We start from the raw sequence: 15,858 nt of genomic DNA, 5'->3' as shown, positions 1-15,858 counted from the left end.
TAATGATGAAAGTCCGTCTTTCTTGCAACTATCGCTCGGCTATTGCCTGGGCATGCCTTGCCATCAGCGCAGGCAGCCTTGCCGCACAGCCACCTGCCCCCGTCCAGATCAACGTCGTGGCTATCAATGATCTTCACGGCTACCTGGAGCCCAACCCCCAGGACTACGCCGGCGCGCAAGGCGCTACCCGCCTGACCTACGGCGGCATCGCCACACTCGGCGCCATGCTCGATGAACTGCGAACGCAGGACCCCGATCTGCTGTTCATCGGGGCTGGCGACTTGATAGGGGGCAGCCCCGCCATTTCTGCGCTGTGGGCTGACGAGCCTGTGCTTGAGGCCTTGAACGCGATGGGCATGATTGTCAGCGCATCCGGGAACCACGAACTGGATGCAGGCAAGGCCGAGTTTCTTCGTCAGATCCACGGAGGATGCGAGTCAACGCGCCCTGAAAAGGCCTGCACGTTTCGCGGCAATTATCCAGGAAGTGGCTTCCCTTACATAGCGTCCAACCTGATCGATACCACCACGGGCAAGCGCTTGCTACCGGCCTATCACATTGAGCAGGTAAAAGGGGTCAAGATAGCGTTCGTCGGAGCTGTGCCGCGCAACATGGAAAAAGTGGTCTCGGCCAGCGCATTCGCAGGGCTCAAAGCCACGGATGAAGCGCAAGCCATCAATGACGTGATTCCAGAGCTCAAGGCCAAAGGCGTCAATGCAATCATTGCGGTCATGCACCAAGGAGGGGATACCGTCGAGCCGTTCGACACGCAGGATTGCAGCCAGCTGAGTGGCGCGGTCGTCGACGTGGCGAAGCGGCTGGATCCTGCGGTAGATGCTGTCATCAGCGGTCACTCGCATGCCAGCTATCAATGCAAGGTGGGTGACCTGAGCATCACTCAGGCTGGCAAATACGGCCACTTCCTGACTCAGTTGAAGTTGCAGGTAACGCCAGGCACCCATCACGTCACGAACATCACCGCCCGCAATATTCCTGCTGACCCACAGAACTACCTGCCGAATGCCAAGTTGACGAGTTTGCTGGAGGAAGTGCGTCAGCGGTCCGGGGAAAAATTGCTCGAACCCATAGGACGCATCTCGACGGCAGAACTTGACCGCAAAGAAAATGCCGCCGGTGAAACAACCTTGGGGAACCTGGTCACGGATGCCCAATTGGCCATGACCCAAGCGTTTCAGACACAAGTTGCCTTTCTCAACCTGGGTGGGCTGCGCAGTGATCTTATCCAGCCTGCCGATAGCGACCTGACCTACGAACAATTATTCGCCGTACAACCGTTCAATAACCCACTGGTGGTTCAGGAACTGACAGGCAAGCAGATTACCGAACTGCTCAACCTTCAATGGAACAGGGGCAGTTTCAATCCGCTGCAAGTATCGAAGGGTTTTCATTATGAGTGGGATGGTTCACGGCCTGTCGGCAGCCGTGTCGTCGAGGGCAGTGTGCGTCTTCACGGCAAACCCGTTGAGCCGTTGACCCATTATCGCGTCGTCAGCAACCTGTTCCTGGCCGATGGTGGCGGTGGCTTGGCCACTTTCAAAGAAGGAAGGCGACGCCAGGACACCGGCATCTCCGACCTGGAAGCCTTGGTGGCGTATGTACGCCAGAACCATGAGCGGGGTATTGCAATTGGCCAGCGCAGCGAGCCGCGCATCAGCATGACGCCCTGAGCGATTGCGTACCCCACCCCGGTTTCTCACAGCGGGGGCAGTGCCCAGTCGATGGGCCCGAGCCCCCGCTGCTCGAGGAAGCTGTTGGTACGGCTGAAATGCCCGCAACCGATGAACCCGCGATACGCCGACAGCGGCGAAGGATGGACCGACTTCAGTACCAGGTGCTTGGTACCGTCGATCAGCTTCTGCTTGCTCTGTGCATGCGCCCCCCATAGCAGGAATACCACGTTCGGGCATTGCTCACTGACCACTTGAATGATCCGGTCGGTAAACAATTCCCAGCCTTTCTTGGCATGCGACGCGGCATTGGCGCGCTCGACGGTCATGGTCGTGTTGAGCAACAGAACGCCTTGTTCTGCCCAGCTCTGGAGGTAGCCGTGGCTGGGGATCGGGATGTTCAGGTCGCGCTGCAGCTCCTTGTAGATATTGACCAGCGACGGCGGCGTGGCCACGCCCGGTTGCACCGAGAAGCACAAGCCATGGGCCTGCCCCGGCCCGTGATACGGGTCCTGACCGAGGATGACCACCTTCACCTGGTCCAGCGGTGTCGAATTGAGCGCATTGAAGATCAGCGGCCCTGGCGGGTAGATTTCCTTGCCAGCAGCGTACTCGCCACGCAGAAACTCGCGCAGCTGGTGCATGTAAGGCTGGTCGAATTCACCGCGCAATGCGGCCTTCCAGCTGGGTTCGAGTTTGATGCGATCGTCGTCAGTCATGGGGCCTTCCATAAACAATGGCGCGACACTAGGTAAGCCCTTCGCGCTTGTCAAACGATCCGACCGACGACCGGCATGATTGGCCAGGCAAGCCATACTTGAGCGATGACTTGCGAGAGGTAGTCCATGACCATTCACTGCGAGGTACTCACCGGCGTCGATGGCGCCCGCATCGGCATCGCCACCCTGGATGCGCCCAAGGCGCTCAATGCCCTGACCCTGCCGATGATCGAAGTGCTGGGCGAACAACTGCATGCCTGGGCCCGCGACCCGGGTATCGTCTGCGTGCTGCTGCGCGGCAACGGGGCAAAAGCCTTTTGCGCAGGCGGCGATGTCCGTGCGCTGGTGCAAGCCTGCCGCGACCACCCCGGCAGTGTCCCGCCGCTGGCGGCCTCTTTCTTCGCCGCCGAATACCGCCTGGACTTTGCCCTGCACACCTACCCCAAACCGTTACTCTGCTGGGGTCATGGGCATGTGCTGGGTGGCGGCATGGGGCTGCTGCAAGGCGCCAATGTACGTATCGTCACACCCAGCAGCCGGCTGGCCATGCCGGAAATCAGCATCGGCCTGTACCCTGACGTAGGCGCCAGTTGGTTCCTGGCCCGGCTGCCGGGCAAGCTGGGTTTGTTCTTCGGCCTGACCGGCGCGCCGATCAACGCCCGCGATGCCCTTGACCTGGGCCTGGCTGACCGTTTTCTGGGCGAGCACCAGCAAGAGGCCTTGATCGAGGAGTTGCTGCAACTCAACTGGCAGGAGCAGACCGCCGTACAACTGAACAGCTTGCTCAAGGCCGAGCAGCATCGTGCTTGCGCCGAGCTGCCTGATGCCCAGTGGCTGCCACGACGGCATGTGATCGATCAGTTACTCGACGTGGCGGATGCGGCTTCAGCCTGGCGCGCGCTGGAAAGGCTCAAGCAGCATGACGACCCATTGCTGGCAGATGCCGGCCAACGCCTGCATGAGGGTTGCCCGCTGACGGCGCATCTGGTCTGGGAGCAAATCCGCCGGGCGCGGTACCTCTCGTTGGCGCAAGTGTTCCAGATGGAATACAGCATGAGCCTGAACTGTTGCCGTCACCCTGAATTCAGTGAAGGCGTGCGCGCTCGCCTGCTGGACAAAGACAACCAGCCGCGCTGGCACTGGCCTGATGTGGCGCAAGTGCCGGCGGCGGTAGTCGAGGCGCATTTTGCCAAGGCATGGGAAGGACGGCACCCATTGGCGGATGTGGGTTAGCCTGCTGATGCGGGGGCTGCTTTTCAGCCCCCGCCTCCGCTCAGCTAGCGCTGCCAGTTTCCTCCTCGCCCCTGCCCGCCCCGCCCGTCCCAGCGCCCGCGGTCGTCAACCTGCCGATTGGAGTGCCGGTCGCCCTGCCGGTAACGCTGGCTGTCATTGCGATAGTCATGGCGATCCCGGTCCTGCCGGTAGTCTTGCCGCTGGCGATTGCCGTAGTCATAGCGCGGGTTGCCATGCCACTGGTTCATCCTCGGCTGCGAATAGGGCCGGTAATGGGGCACAGGGGCCGACCGATTGTAGTAACGGGGAGCAGGCTGATAGTAGTAGCGCGGCGCAGGCGCTACATAGTACCGGTCATAGCGGTAATACCCCGGCGCCACATAGCGGTCGGTGGAGTAGTAGTCCGAACGGTAGTAGCCCCCGCGTTCATAGTACGGGGCGCAGGCCGAAGTCATCAGCCCCAGCAGGGCGATCAACAGGATTCGATAGGACATGGCGGCCTCCTGGACCGCTGGAGTGCCCGAACAGCGGCGCTGGCGAGCGTCGATACGAGATGCGTCAATCGACACTGACTAAGACAGCGGCGCGCAGGTGCAGTGCCATTTCTGCAATAACTTGATACAGCTGAAATAACCCTGAAAAACTTGCAGTCATTTGTCGGCCATCTCACTAGAATAAGCGGCTCGGCACACATCACGGGAAGATCATGCCCTTACGTTCCGCTCTGTTCTCGCAACGCTCGCTGATCGTTACCCTGCTCGTGTTACTGGCCTGCGGCTTCCTGGCCACCTCGCTGCTCAGCTACTTCTCCTCTCGCAGCGCCATCCGCGACGGCATCATCAATACCGAATTGCCGCTGACCTCCGACACTGTCTACTCGGAAATCCAGAAAGACCTGATCCGCCCGGTGCTGATCGCCTCGATGATGGCCCAGGACACCTTCCTGCGCGACTGGGTGCTGTCAGGCGAGCAGGATACCGAACGCATGACCCGCTACCTGGGCGAGGTCATGGGCAAGCAGGATATCTTCACGTCCTTTTTCGTGTCCGATCGCACGCGGACCTACTACCAGGCCAAAGGCGTGCTCAAGCACGTCGAACCGGGCACCTGGCGTGATGCCTGGTATTTCCGTCTGCGTGAGCTCAAGGCCCCTTATGAGATCAACGTCGATCTGGACATGGCCAACCAAGACAGCCTGACCGTGTTCATCAATTACCAAGTGCACGACTACCAGCAGCGCTTCATCGGCGCGGCAGGCGTAGGGCTGAGCGTATCGTCGGTGGTCAAGCTGATCGATCAGTACCAACGCCGCTACCAGCGCGCGGTGCTCTTCACCGATGCCAAAGGCAAGGTGCTGTTGACCGGCTCCGAGGGTGGCCCGCATGGTTTGCAAGTTGGCCAGTCACTCAGCGACAACCCTGAGCTGAAGGCCATGTTGGCCGAGCAGTGGGTGCCGGGCGAAGGCAGCCACGAGTACCATGACAGCGAAAACCACAGCCACTTTCTCAATGTTCGCCACCTCCCCGAACTGGACTGGTACCTGTTGGTGGACAAACGCGAAACCGGCGTCCTCGACCGCATTCGCCACGCGCTGTACCTGAACCTGGCGATCTGTACGATGATCACACTGGTGGTGCTGGCACTGGTGCATGCCATGGTCCGCCGCCACCAGGCCAGCACCGAAGCCTTGGCCACGCTCGACAGCCTCACCGGCTTGCACAACCGGCGCAGCTTCGACCTGCTCGCCGCCCAGGCGCTGCGAGAAGCCCGGCGCGACAATAGCCCTCTGGTGGCCTTGCTGATTGATCTGGACCACTTCAAGGCACTGAACGACAACCACGGCCACCTGGCAGGTGACGAAGTGCTACGCCAATTCGCCAATGTGCTGCAAGGCAGCCTGCGTCAGTCAGATATACTGTGCCGCTGGGGCGGTGAGGAATTCATCGTGCTGCTGCGCGAAGCTGAAGGCCGCCAGGCCATCGAGGTGGCGGAAAAGATCCGGCGACGCACCGAACAGCTGACCTTCAGTTACGACAACCAGCCGCTGCGACTGACCACCAGCATCGGCCTGAGCAGCCTGCAACCGGGGGATACCCTGCACGCCCTGCTGACCCGCGCCGACCGAGCGCTTTATCGTGCCAAGCAGGCTGGCCGCAACCGCGTCTGCAGTGATACCCGCCATGAATGACAAGCAACACTGCCCCGCTTGCGGTGCCCTCAACCAGTGCAGCCTGGCCGACCCACGCCGTGCCACCCAGGCATGTTGGTGCTACAGCGTGACCATCGACCCGGCCGTGCTTCAGGCCCTGCCCGATGAACTGCGTAACAAGGCCTGTCTGTGCCCGCGCTGCGCCGCCGTTGAAGAACAGCTCCGTCCATCCGCTGCCCACTGATCGTTGCCATGCGCCTTGACCGTTTCCTCGCCAACCTGCCCAGCTACAACCGCCAGCAAGTTCGCCTGATGCTGGCGCAACGCCGCGTGCGGGTGGACGGCAAGGTCGCCAGTGACCCGCTGACCGACGTGCGTGAATTCAGCCGCGTAGAGCTGGACGAGCAACTGCTGCAGACCGGCCGGCCGGCCCGCTACCTGATGCTGTACAAGCCCACTGGCTGCGTAAGCGCCACCCACGATCCGCAACACCGTACCGTTCTCGACCTGCTGCCCACGGCGTTGCGAGATGACCTGCACATAGCCGGGCGCCTGGATTTCAACACCACCGGCCTGATGATCCTGACCAACGATGGCCAGTGGTCACGGCGCCTGACCCAGCCTGCCACAAAGCTGCCCAAGCATTATCTGGTGGACACCGAGGACGAGATTGGCGAGCACTATGTGGCCAAGTTTCGCGAGGGTTTCTATTTTGCCTTCGAAGACCTCACCACCCAACCAGCCCAGCTGGACATCCTCGGCCCCCACCGAGCCCGGCTGGCGATCGTCGAGGGGCGGTACCACCAGGTCAAGCGCATGTTCGGGCACTTCAACAACAAGGTGGTGGGGCTGCATCGGGAGAGCATGGGAGCGATCCGGCTGGATCCGGGGTTGGCGCCGGGGGAGTATCGTGAACTGACGGCCAATGAGATAGCCACTGTCCAGGCGTGACAGACAGCCGGTGTCGTCACACGACCGCTCAGCGACAAAAGTCACATTACTTACCGAACGGCACTTGCGCGATCCCCAACCCACTGCTTGAATCCAAATCGTCAGTCTGCATGTGACTACCAAGTCACACCTGCAGCCAATGACACTTTTTGCCGGCCACCCAAAGCCTAGATGCCTTGGGGCACGGCAAATTGCCCGCCAAAAACAATACCGTCGACGCAAGTGCCAAGGATCGACACAGGGCCCCCGGATTATCTTCAGGCAAATGCCTACCTGTCATAAAGAACGTGCACCCTAGGTGACGCGAATACCCTTTTTGCGCCAGGAGTCGATGACATGAGGCCAGAAATCGCTGTACTTGATATCCAAGGTCAGTATCGGGTTTACACGGAGTTCTATCGCGCGGATGCGGCCGAAAACACGATCATCCTGATCAACGGCTCGCTGGCCACCACGGCCTCGTTCGCCCAGACGGTACGTAACCTGCACCCACAGTTCAACGTGGTTCTGTTCGACCAGCCGTATTCAGGCAAGTCCAAGCCGCACAACCGTCAGGAACGGCTGATCAGCAAGGAGACCGAGGCGCATATCCTCCTTGAGCTGATCGAGCACTTCCAGGCAGACCACGTGATGTCTTTTTCGTGGGGTGGCGCAAGCACGCTGCTGGCGCTGGCGCACCAGCCGCGGTACGTGAAGAAGGCAGTGGTGAGTTCGTTCTCGCCAGTGATCAACGAGCCAATGCGCGACTATCTGGACCGTGGCTGCCAGTACCTGGCCGCCTGCGACCGTTATCAGGTCGGCAACCTGGTCAATGACACCATCGGCAAGCACTTGCCGTCGCTGTTCAAACGCTTCAACTACCGCCATGTGAGCAGCCTGGACAGCCACGAGTACGCACAGATGCACTTCCACATCAACCAGGTGCTGGAGCACGACCTGGAACGTGCGCTGCAAGGCGCGCGCAATATCAACATCCCGGTGTTGTTCATCAACGGCGAACGCGACGAGTACACCACGGTCGAAGATGCGCGGCAGTTCAGCAAGCATGTGGGCAGAAGCCAGTTCAGCGTGATCCGCGATGCGGGCCACTTCCTGGACATGGAGAACAAGACCGCCTGCGAGAACACCCGCAGTGTCATGCTGGGGTTCCTCAAGCCAACCGTGCGTGAACCCCGCCAACGTTACCAACCCGTGCAACAGGGGCAGCATGCATTTGCCATCTGAGCGGCTCGGCGCCTTGTAGCCAATACCCGCAGGTCACAGGGCGCCGACAAGCTTTTTTATAACTTGGGCTTCTAATTCGCTGAAGGTTCTGGTAAAAAGTCGAGCTCAGATGCGGGTATAGTTTAGTGGCAAAACGAAAGCTTCCCAAGCTTTAGTTGAGGGTTCGATTCCCTCTACCCGCTCCACATCGCATTCCCGCATGGCGTTCCAGCAACGTCATCGCAGTCAAAAGGAGCCTTGGCTCCTTTTTTCGTTTTTCATCCTGCCTTGACCTGGCCCATGGCCATTTACCCACCGATCCGCTTCAATGCGCATCGGGCCTTTGCGTGCGCAAGCAAAACGGCTTGTGGCGGATAGGCTCAATGGATTCGTGAAACCATTCGAAAGGACAACGCATGTTTCTCTCCCGCTGGCTACCGGGCCTTGCCAACCTGCTGCACTACCGCCGTGAATGGTTCCACGCCGATCTGCAAGCGGGCCTGTCGGTAGCCGCGATCCAGATTCCCATTGCCATTGCCTATGCGCAGATCGTCGGGCTGCCGCCGCAATATGGCCTGTACGCCTGTGTGCTACCGATGATGGTCTATGCGCTGATCGGTAGCTCGCGCCAGCTGATGGTCGGCCCCGACGCCGCCACCTGCGCGATGATCGCCGGTGCCGTGGCACCGCTGGCCCTGGGTGACCCGCAGCGCATCGTCGAACTGTCGGTGATCGTCACCGTGCTGGTCGGCGTGATGCTGATTGCCGCGGGCCTGGCGCGCGCCGGGTTCATCGCCAGCTTCTTCTCGCGGCCGATCCTGATCGGCTACCTCAACGGTATCGGCCTGAGCCTGATCGCCGGGCAGCTGTCCAAGGTGGTGGGCTTCCAGATCGAGGGCGACGGTTTCATCCTCAGCCTGATCAACTTCTTCCAGCGCCTGGGGGAAATTCACTGGGTCACATTGATCATCGGCCTGGCCGCCCTGGGCCTGCTCATCTGGCTGCCACGGCGCTACCCGCGCCTGCCCGCAGCCCTCACGGTAGTGGCGCTGTTCATGCTGCTGGTTGGCCTGTTCGGCCTCGACCGCTTCGGCGTTGCCGTCCTTGGGCCGGTACCTGCAGGCATCCCGCAGCTGGCCTGGCCACACAGCAACCTGGCGGAAATGAAGAGCCTGCTGCGCGACGCCCTGGGTATCGCCACCGTCAGCTTCTGCAGCGCCATGCTTACCGCACGCAGCTTTGCCGCCCGGCATGGCTATGCGATCAACGCCAACCACGAATTCGTCGCCCTGGGCGTGAGCAACCTGGCGGCCGGGATTTCCCAGGGCTTTGCCATCAGCGGTGCCGACTCGCGCACAGCAGTCAACGACATGGTCGGTGGCAAAAGCCAGCTGGTAGGCATCATCGCGGCACTGGTGATTGCCCTGATCCTGCTGTTCTTCACCGCACCCATGGCCTGGATCCCGCAGGCTGCGCTGGGCGCCGTGCTGCTGATGGCAGGCTGGGGGCTGATCGACATCAAATCGCTGGGGCATATCCGGCGTCTAAGCCGCTTCGAGTTCTGGCTGTGCCTGCTGACCACGGCGGGCGTACTGGGCCTGGGCGTGCTGCCCGGCATCGTGTTTGCCGTTACCCTGGCGATCCTGCGCCTGCTTTACAGCATCTACCAGCCCACCGATGCCGTACTGGGCTGGCTGCCGGGCACCGAAGGCCAAGTGGACATCCGCAAGTTCAAAGACGCCCGCACCGTACCTGGCCTGGTGGTGTACCGCTTCGACGACGCCATCCTGTTCTTCAATGCCGACTACTTCAAGATGCGCCTGCTAGAAGCCGTGCAAAGCCAGGACCAGCCTAAAGCCGTGCTGTTCGATGCCGAAGCGGTAACCAGCATTGATGTCAGCGGCATCGCCGCCCTGCGCGAAGTGCGTGACACCCTGGCGGCTCAAGGCATCCTCTTCGCCATCGCCCGCGCCCGTGGCACTTTCCTGCGCATGCTGGTGCGCTCGGGGATGGCGCGGGACATGGAAGAAAAACTGCTATTCGGCTCGGTACGCGCGGGGATTCGTGCGTACCGCGTGTGGCGCAACCGAAACCGCAGTGTGCAAGTGACCGAACAGGGTTAGCGGCTTTCATCCTGTTCAACGTGCTGCGCCTGTGCTGGCCCTTTCGCGGGTAAACCCGCTCCTACATGGACTTGTAGGCGCGGGTTCACCCGCGAAAGGGCCAGCACAGGCAACACAAAACCTCGCCTTGACACCAACCCTCGCATACCTCGCATGACATGCTAAAGTCGCCCCGTTCCCCGCACCACCCAACGGATCCAGCATGCCCGCACTTGATGCCACCCTTACCCCCTGGCCAGAACTCGCCGCCCGCCACCCCTGCGACGCCCTGCTGCTGGGCAATGGCGCAAGCCGCGCAGTATGGAAGCCGTTCGGCTACTTCTCGCTGTTCGAGCAAGCGCAACGCGCAGGCCGCAAGAAAGGCCTGGCAGTCAGTGACCAGGCACTGTTCAAGTCCTTGGGCACGGAACTGTTCGAGCCGGTGCTCAGCGCCCTCAACACCACCGTGCGTACCAATGCCGCACTGGCCATCAACTCCACCGCGCCGCTGAACCGCTACTACTCGATCAAGGAAGCGTTGATTCACGCCGTGCGCACGGTGCATCTGCCCTGGCCGCTGATGCCGAAGGCCACACTGGCAACCCTCAATCAGGCGCTGCGCGCCTATCGAAGCGTCTACACCAGCAACTACGACCTGGTGCTGCCATGGGCCGTGCAGCACGCCCCGAATGGCTTCGCCGAACTGTTCGACGAACAAGGCTATTTCGACGTGCGACGCACCGGCAGCGAAGGCACCCGGGTGCTGCACCTGCATGGCGGCCTGCACCTGCTCAAGTTGCCCGACGGCACCACCCGCCAGCGCAGCGCTGAAAGCGCCGAACTGCTCGATGGGTTTGCCGTGAATATCCCGGGTGAAGTACCGCTGTTCGTCAACGAAGACCGCAGCGACGAGAAACTGCGCGCTATCCGCAACTCGGACTATCTGAGCTGGTGCCTGGGGCAGCTGGCGCAGGAAAACCAAGGGATATGCCTGTTCGGGCAGCATCTGGACAGCAGTGACCGGCACCTGCTCGACGCTGTGCGCCAAGCCCGTCCGCAACAGCTATCCATTGCCATTCGGCCGCTGGGCGAGGCGTCGGTGATCAATCAGAAGCAGCATTTTGCAGATCGTTTCGGAGATTTGCCGGGAACGGTGCTGCATTTCTTCGATGCCAGCACCCATCCGTTGGGGCAGGCAGCATTGGCTATCGAAGTGCCCTCTGCTCAGCGCTGACAAGGTGCCCGGCAGGCGTAACGGTGGGTGGCGTCAGAGCAACCCATCCGCGCGCAACAACGTTTCCAGGCAATGCTCCTGCACCCCATAGAACGCCTTGAGCTGGGCAATCTTCTCCAGCAACGCCCCGTTATCCCCCGCCTGCCGACGCTTCACCGCAAGAATCATCTTGTTCTTGTTGGTGTGTTCCAGCGAGATGAACTCGAACACCTTGGTTTCATAGCCACAGGCTTCCAGGTACAGCGCACGCAGGCTGTCGGTCAGCATCTCGGCCTGCTGGCCCAGGTGCAGGCCATACTGCAGCATGGGTTGCAGCAACCCTGGGCTGTGCAATTGCGGGCGGATCTGCTTGTGGCAGCACGGCGAGCACATGATGATCGCGGCGTTGCAGCGGATACCGGTGTGGATGGCGTAGTCAGTGGCGATGTCACAGGCATGCAAGGCGATCATCACCTCGATGGCCTCAGGCACCACGCTGCGTACGTCACCACACTGGAACTCCAGGCCCGGGTGGTCGAGGCGTGCGGCCGCGGCGTTGCACAGGTCGACCATGTCCTGGCGCAGCTCCACGCCGGTCACCTGTGCGTCACGGCCCAAACTGTTGCGCAGGTAGTCATGCATGGCAAAGGTCAGGTAGCCCTTGCCCGAACCGAAGTCGGCCACCCGCAGCGCCTGTTCCGTCGACACCGGTGCATTGGCCAGGGCGTGATCGAAGACCTCGATGAATTTGTTGATCTGCTTCCACTTGCGTGACATGGACGGGATCAGTGCGCCTTGTGCGTCGGTCACACCGAGGTCGCGCAGAAACGGCCGCGACAGCTCCAGATAACGCTTCTTCTCGCGGTCATGCCCGCTGCCCGCATCGGCCACGCGCGGTGCCTGGGCACCGTGGCGCTGGAGCATCGGTTTGCCCTTCTTGCTGAAGGTCAACTGCACTTCGCCGTCAGCATCGAACAGATGAGCATTGCGGAAGCTGTCCGGCAGCAGTTCGGCAACCAGCACCTGGGCCTGGTCCAGCGGCAGGTTGCGGGTGATGTCGCGGGTCTGGTGGCGGTAGACCAGCGACAGGCACGGCTGGCCCTTGACCTGCAACGGCTTGGCAATGATCCGTTGCAAGGTCTGGTCGGCACCGACATGGCGCGCCAGCACCAGCTTGACCAGGGTTTCGCCGTACAGGGCGGCGTTCAGCAGGTCGAGAAACTGAGCGCGCGCATCCGGCGCGCAAGAGGCAGAAGTACTGGCGGACATGAAAAGGGGGCCTTGGGTCGCGGAACGCCTATTCTAACGTGCCGCAGGCACCCTGTGGGAGCGGGCTTGCCCGCAACACCGGCAAAGCCGGTGGCAGACACCGTGTCGCCTGATTCGCGGGCAAGCCCGCTCCTACAGGGAATCCAGCAAGGCTGGGCGCGCCTTCAGTCGAGAATCACCAAGCGGTTGGGCAATTCGTTGCGTGCATGGGTTGGCGGCACGTGCTGGCTAAGCAGCTCGCCACACGCTTCGATGCACTCGACAAAGCCCTGCAAGGTGCGGCCCTGGCGCACCTGCTCGGCCAAGCGGGCACCGATGGCCGCGCGGGCTTCGGCATCCAGGCAGTGTTCGATACCCCGGTCGACCAGGATCTCCACATGCCGCTCCGCCTCGCTGACGAAAATCAGCACGCCCGTGGCGCCTGCTGTGCGCTGCAGGTTCTGCTCGCGAAACTGCTGGCGGGCCAGGCGCGCGGCACGCCAGCGGCGCAAGGCACGGGGGATCAGCCAGTCGGCCAGGCGCGGGTTGCGCAGCAGCAGGCACAAAACGACGAACAGCAGCACGTTGCCCATCAGCACGCCACGCACGCTGGGCCAAGCCAGCAGCCAGTGCAACAGACCGGGCACGGTCAGTGCCAGCACGGCGGCCCACAACAACGGCCAATACGCATAATCGTCGGCACGACGGGCAAGCACCGTCACCAGTTCGGCATCGGTACGCCGTTCGGCACGGGCAATGGCTTCGGCAATCTGCCGTTGATGGTATTCGTCGAAGGGGGTCATGCCGTCGGTCTCTTGAGCATTCTTATAGTTGTTATCCCGGCATTCGGGGCTTCATCCGCAGGCGACATATTCAGGCATAATCCGCCGCTGGAAGAATTGCCTGCAAATCGTACAACAATAGCCGCCTGAAAACTTCGGTCGCGCACGTATCACCGTGGATACGGCAGAGGCCCCAAAACGGAATTGATGATGAAACTGTCTTTGCTGGGCCTGGCCATGGGCCTTGCCAGTCAGGCGGCCCTCGCCGCCCCCACCGCCCCGCCCCTGCAGGACAAGCAGGCATTCATCGAGCATCTGATCAGCCAGATGACCGAAGCCGAGAAAATCGGCCAGTTGCGCCTGATCAGCATCGGCCCGGAAATGCCCCGCGACAAGATCCGCGAGGAAATCGCCGCCGGCCGTATCGGTGGCACCTTCAACTCCCGCACGGCCCCCGAAAACCGGCCGATGCAGGACGCGGCCATGCGCAGCCGCCTGAAGATCCCGATGTTCTTCGCCTACGACACCGTCCACGGCGAGCGCACCATCTTCCCGATCGGCCTGGGCATGGCCGCTACCTGGGACATGGAGGCCGTCGCCAAGGTCGGCCGCACCGCCGCGATCGAAGCCTCGGCCGACGCCCTGGACATGACGTTCGCGCCAATGGTGGATATCGCCCGTGACCCGCGCTGGGGCCGCACCAGTGAAGGTTTCGGCGAAGACACCTACCTGACCTCGAGAATCGGCCAGGTAATGGTGCGCTCGTTCCAGGGCAGCAGCCCGGCCAACCCCGACAGCATCATGGCCATCGTCAAGCATTTCGCCTTGTATGGCGCCGTGGAAGGCGGGCGCGACTACAACACGGTCGATATGAGCCTGCCGAAAATGTACAACGACTACCTGCCACCCTATCGCGCCGCGCTCGATGCGGGTGCCGGTGGCGTGATGGTGGCGCTGAACTCGATCAACGGCGTACCGGCCACCTCCAACACCTGGCTGATGAACGACCTGCTGCGCAAGGAGTGGGGCTTCAAGGGCGTGACCATCAGCGACCACGGTGCCATCCAGGAGCTGATTCGCCACGGCGTCGCCCGTGATGGCCGTGAAGCCGCCAAGCTGGCGATCAAGGCCGGCATCGACATGAGCATGAACGATACCCTGTACGGCGAAGAGCTGCCGGGCCTGCTGAAGTCCGGTGAGGTGACCCAGCACGAGCTGGACCAGGCGGTGCGTGAAGTGCTGGGTGCCAAGTACGACATGGGCCTGTTCAAAGACCCGTACGTGCGCATCGGCAAGGCCGAAACCGACCTGAAGGACTACTACGGCAACGACCGCCTGCACCGCGAAGCTGCGCGTGACGTGGCACGCCGCAGCCTGGTGCTGCTGGAAAACCGCAACCAGACCCTGCCGCTGAAAAAAGCCGGCACCATTGCCTTGGTCGGCCCGCTGGCCGATGCCCCGATCGACATGATGGGCAGCTGGGCCGCCGACGGTAAACCCGTCCACTCGGTGACCGTGCGCGAAGGCTTGCGCCGCGCCGTGGAAGGCAAGGCCAAGCTGGTCTACGCCAAAGGCTCCAACGTCACGGGTGACAAGGCGATACTCGACTACCTGAACTTCCTCAACTTCGATGCCCCGGAAATCGTCGACGACCCACGCCCGCCTGCCGTGCTGATCGATGAAGCAGTCAAGGCGGCGAAGCAATCCGACATCGTGGTCGCCGTGGTCGGCGAGTCCCGCGGCATGTCCCACGAGTCGTCGAGCCGTACCACCCTGGAGATCCCGGCCAGCCAGCGCGAGCTGATCAAGGCGCTCAAGGCCACCGGCAAACCGCTGGTGCTGGTGCTGATGAACGGCCGGCCGCTGTCGATCAGTTGGGAGCGCGAGCAGGCCGACGCCATCCTCGAAACCTGGTTCGCCGGCACCGAAGGCGGCAATGCCATCGCCGACGTGCTGTTTGGCGACTACAACCCCTCCGGCAAGCTGGCCATTACCTTCCCACGGTCGGTGGGGCAGATCCCGATGTACTACAACCACACCCGCATCGGCCGGCCGTTCACGCCGGGCAAGCCGGGCAACTACACCTCGCAATACTTCGAAGAACCCAACGGGCCGCTTTATCCGTTCGGCTATGGCTTGAGCTACAGCAGCTTCGAGCTGTCGGGCCTGAACCTGTCGAGCAAGGATCTCAAGCGCGGCGATACGCTGGATGCCAAGGTAACGGTCAAGAACACCGGCAAGGTTGCAGGCGAGACGGTGGTGCAGCTGTACCTGCAGGATGTGTCGGCGTCGATGAGCCGCCCAGTGAAAGAGCTGAAAAACTTCCAGAAGCTGATGCTTGAACCGGGTGAAACCCGCACGTTGACCTTCCGCATCAGCGAGGACGACCTGAAGTTCTACAATGGCCAGTTGCAGCGGGTTGCCGAACCAGGGGAGTTCAATGTCCAGGTAGGGCTGGACTCCCAGGCGGTGCAGCAGCAGAGCTTTGAATTGCTTTGACTGAAAAAGGCCGCCTGTTCCGGCCTTTTCGCGGATAAAACCGCGCCTACAGGTGCTGCAGAGTACCTGTA

General features: G+C 61.8%; 13 protein-coding genes and 1 tRNA gene. 10 read left to right on the top strand and 4 right to left on the bottom strand.

Going from position 1 to position 15,858, the window contains the following annotated elements; all coding sequences use genetic code 11:
• Nucleotides 1-5: 5 nt before the first annotated feature.
• Nucleotides 6-1,688 carry a bifunctional metallophosphatase/5'-nucleotidase gene (locus V6093_RS22835; RefSeq protein WP_179053441.1) on the top strand — a complete coding sequence of 561 codons (1,683 nt, stop codon included), beginning with the start codon at nucleotides 6-8 and terminating at the stop codon, nucleotides 1,686-1,688.
• 26 nt (nucleotides 1,689-1,714) lie between these two features.
• On the opposite strand, the gene ung is transcribed toward V6093_RS22835, so the two are convergent.
• Nucleotides 1,715-2,407 (bottom strand): uracil-DNA glycosylase, encoded by a 693-nt coding sequence (ung, locus tag V6093_RS22830; RefSeq protein ID WP_003252014.1) that lies wholly within the window; start codon nucleotides 2,405-2,407, stop codon nucleotides 1,715-1,717.
• A gap of 126 nt (nucleotides 2,408-2,533) precedes the next feature.
• Here ung and V6093_RS22825 point away from each other — a divergent pair, with 126 nt between their 5' ends.
• Entirely contained in the window at nucleotides 2,534-3,640 is a 1,107-nt protein-coding gene (locus V6093_RS22825; RefSeq protein WP_003252013.1) for an enoyl-CoA hydratase/isomerase family protein, read from the top strand.
• A gap of 44 nt (nucleotides 3,641-3,684) precedes the next feature.
• On the opposite strand, the gene V6093_RS22820 is transcribed toward V6093_RS22825, so the two are convergent.
• On the bottom strand, nucleotides 3,685-4,134 hold the full coding sequence (locus V6093_RS22820) for a hypothetical protein (RefSeq protein WP_047604449.1): 450 nt from the start codon (nucleotides 4,132-4,134) through the stop codon (nucleotides 3,685-3,687).
• Nucleotides 4,135-4,346: 212 nt separating this feature from the next.
• On the opposite strand from V6093_RS22820, the gene V6093_RS22815 reads away from it, so the two are divergent.
• The 7 genes from V6093_RS22815 to V6093_RS22785 all read left to right on the top strand — a co-directional run bounded on the left by V6093_RS22815 (nucleotide 4,347) and on the right by V6093_RS22785 (nucleotide 11,279).
• Complete coding sequence (locus V6093_RS22815) at nucleotides 4,347-5,828, top strand: diguanylate cyclase (protein WP_265979029.1); 1,482 nt, start codon at nucleotides 4,347-4,349, stop codon at nucleotides 5,826-5,828.
• Nucleotides 5,821-6,033 carry a cysteine-rich CWC family protein gene (locus tag V6093_RS22810; protein WP_003252007.1) on the top strand — a complete coding sequence of 71 codons (213 nt, stop codon included), beginning with the start codon at nucleotides 5,821-5,823 and terminating at the stop codon, nucleotides 6,031-6,033. Before V6093_RS22815 ends, V6093_RS22810 begins: the two co-directional genes overlap by 8 nt.
• 8 nt (nucleotides 6,034-6,041) lie before the next feature.
• A complete protein-coding gene (locus V6093_RS22805; protein WP_047604446.1) occupies nucleotides 6,042-6,740 on the top strand; it encodes a pseudouridine synthase in 699 nt (232 codons plus the stop codon).
• 336 nt (nucleotides 6,741-7,076) lie between these two features.
• Nucleotides 7,077-7,964 carry a (R)-3-hydroxydecanoyl-ACP:CoA transacylase gene (gene phaG / locus V6093_RS22800; protein ID WP_003252003.1) on the top strand — a complete coding sequence of 296 codons (888 nt, stop codon included), beginning with the start codon at nucleotides 7,077-7,079 and terminating at the stop codon, nucleotides 7,962-7,964.
• Nucleotides 7,965-8,075: 111 nt separating this feature from the next.
• Nucleotides 8,076-8,149 (top strand) — tRNA-Gly (locus tag V6093_RS22795).
• Between the two features lie 210 nt (nucleotides 8,150-8,359).
• Nucleotides 8,360-10,066 carry a SulP family inorganic anion transporter gene (locus tag V6093_RS22790; RefSeq protein ID WP_100774460.1) on the top strand — a complete coding sequence of 569 codons (1,707 nt, stop codon included), beginning with the start codon at nucleotides 8,360-8,362 and terminating at the stop codon, nucleotides 10,064-10,066.
• 202 nt (nucleotides 10,067-10,268) lie between these two features.
• Nucleotides 10,269-11,279: a DUF4917 family protein gene (locus V6093_RS22785; RefSeq protein WP_047604443.1), complete on the top strand. Its 1,011-nt coding sequence runs from the start codon at nucleotides 10,269-10,271 to the stop codon at nucleotides 11,277-11,279.
• A gap of 33 nt (nucleotides 11,280-11,312) precedes the next feature.
• Here the strand turns inward: V6093_RS22785 and V6093_RS22780 are convergent, their stop codons facing one another.
• Both V6093_RS22780 and V6093_RS22775 read right to left on the bottom strand, forming a co-directional pair.
• A complete protein-coding gene (locus tag V6093_RS22780; protein WP_004575154.1) occupies nucleotides 11,313-12,527 on the bottom strand; it encodes an SAM-dependent methyltransferase in 1,215 nt (404 codons plus the stop codon).
• A gap of 164 nt (nucleotides 12,528-12,691) precedes the next feature.
• Nucleotides 12,692-13,309 carry a TPM domain-containing protein gene (locus tag V6093_RS22775; protein WP_003251995.1) on the bottom strand — a complete coding sequence of 206 codons (618 nt, stop codon included), beginning with the start codon at nucleotides 13,307-13,309 and terminating at the stop codon, nucleotides 12,692-12,694.
• Nucleotides 13,310-13,495: 186 nt separating this feature from the next.
• Here V6093_RS22775 and bglX point away from each other — a divergent pair, with 186 nt between their 5' ends.
• A complete protein-coding gene (bglX, locus tag V6093_RS22770) occupies nucleotides 13,496-15,787 on the top strand; it encodes a beta-glucosidase BglX (protein ID WP_265979025.1) in 2,292 nt (763 codons plus the stop codon).
• The last annotated feature ends 71 nt before the right edge of the window (nucleotides 15,788-15,858 follow it).

It is taken from the genome of Pseudomonas putida group bacterium ESBL64, from assembly GCF_045277175.1.
GTDB lineage: Bacteria > Pseudomonadota > Gammaproteobacteria > Pseudomonadales > Pseudomonadaceae > Aquipseudomonas > Aquipseudomonas alloputida.
Note: the sequence above shows the minus strand (reverse complement) of the source record. Positions and strands in the feature narration are given on the sequence as shown.

Coding starts and splice junctions, on each gene's coding strand:
- V6093_RS22835 (WP_179053441.1), top strand. CDS start 6: ATGAAAGTCCGTCTTTCTTGCAACTATCGCTCGGCTATTGCCTGGGCA.
- ung (WP_003252014.1), bottom strand. CDS start 2,407: ATGACTGACGACGATCGCATCAAACTCGAACCCAGCTGGAAGGCCGCA.
- V6093_RS22825 (WP_003252013.1), top strand. CDS start 2,534: ATGACCATTCACTGCGAGGTACTCACCGGCGTCGATGGCGCCCGCATC.
- V6093_RS22820 (WP_047604449.1), bottom strand. CDS start 4,134: ATGTCCTATCGAATCCTGTTGATCGCCCTGCTGGGGCTGATGACTTCG.
- V6093_RS22815 (WP_265979029.1), top strand. CDS start 4,347: ATGCCCTTACGTTCCGCTCTGTTCTCGCAACGCTCGCTGATCGTTACC.
- V6093_RS22810 (WP_003252007.1), top strand. CDS start 5,821: ATGAATGACAAGCAACACTGCCCCGCTTGCGGTGCCCTCAACCAGTGC.
- V6093_RS22805 (WP_047604446.1), top strand. CDS start 6,042: ATGCGCCTTGACCGTTTCCTCGCCAACCTGCCCAGCTACAACCGCCAG.
- phaG (WP_003252003.1), top strand. CDS start 7,077: ATGAGGCCAGAAATCGCTGTACTTGATATCCAAGGTCAGTATCGGGTT.
- V6093_RS22790 (WP_100774460.1), top strand. CDS start 8,360: ATGTTTCTCTCCCGCTGGCTACCGGGCCTTGCCAACCTGCTGCACTAC.
- V6093_RS22785 (WP_047604443.1), top strand. CDS start 10,269: ATGCCCGCACTTGATGCCACCCTTACCCCCTGGCCAGAACTCGCCGCC.
- V6093_RS22780 (WP_004575154.1), bottom strand. CDS start 12,527: ATGTCCGCCAGTACTTCTGCCTCTTGCGCGCCGGATGCGCGCGCTCAG.
- V6093_RS22775 (WP_003251995.1), bottom strand. CDS start 13,309: ATGACCCCCTTCGACGAATACCATCAACGGCAGATTGCCGAAGCCATT.
- bglX (WP_265979025.1), top strand. CDS start 13,496: ATGATGAAACTGTCTTTGCTGGGCCTGGCCATGGGCCTTGCCAGTCAG.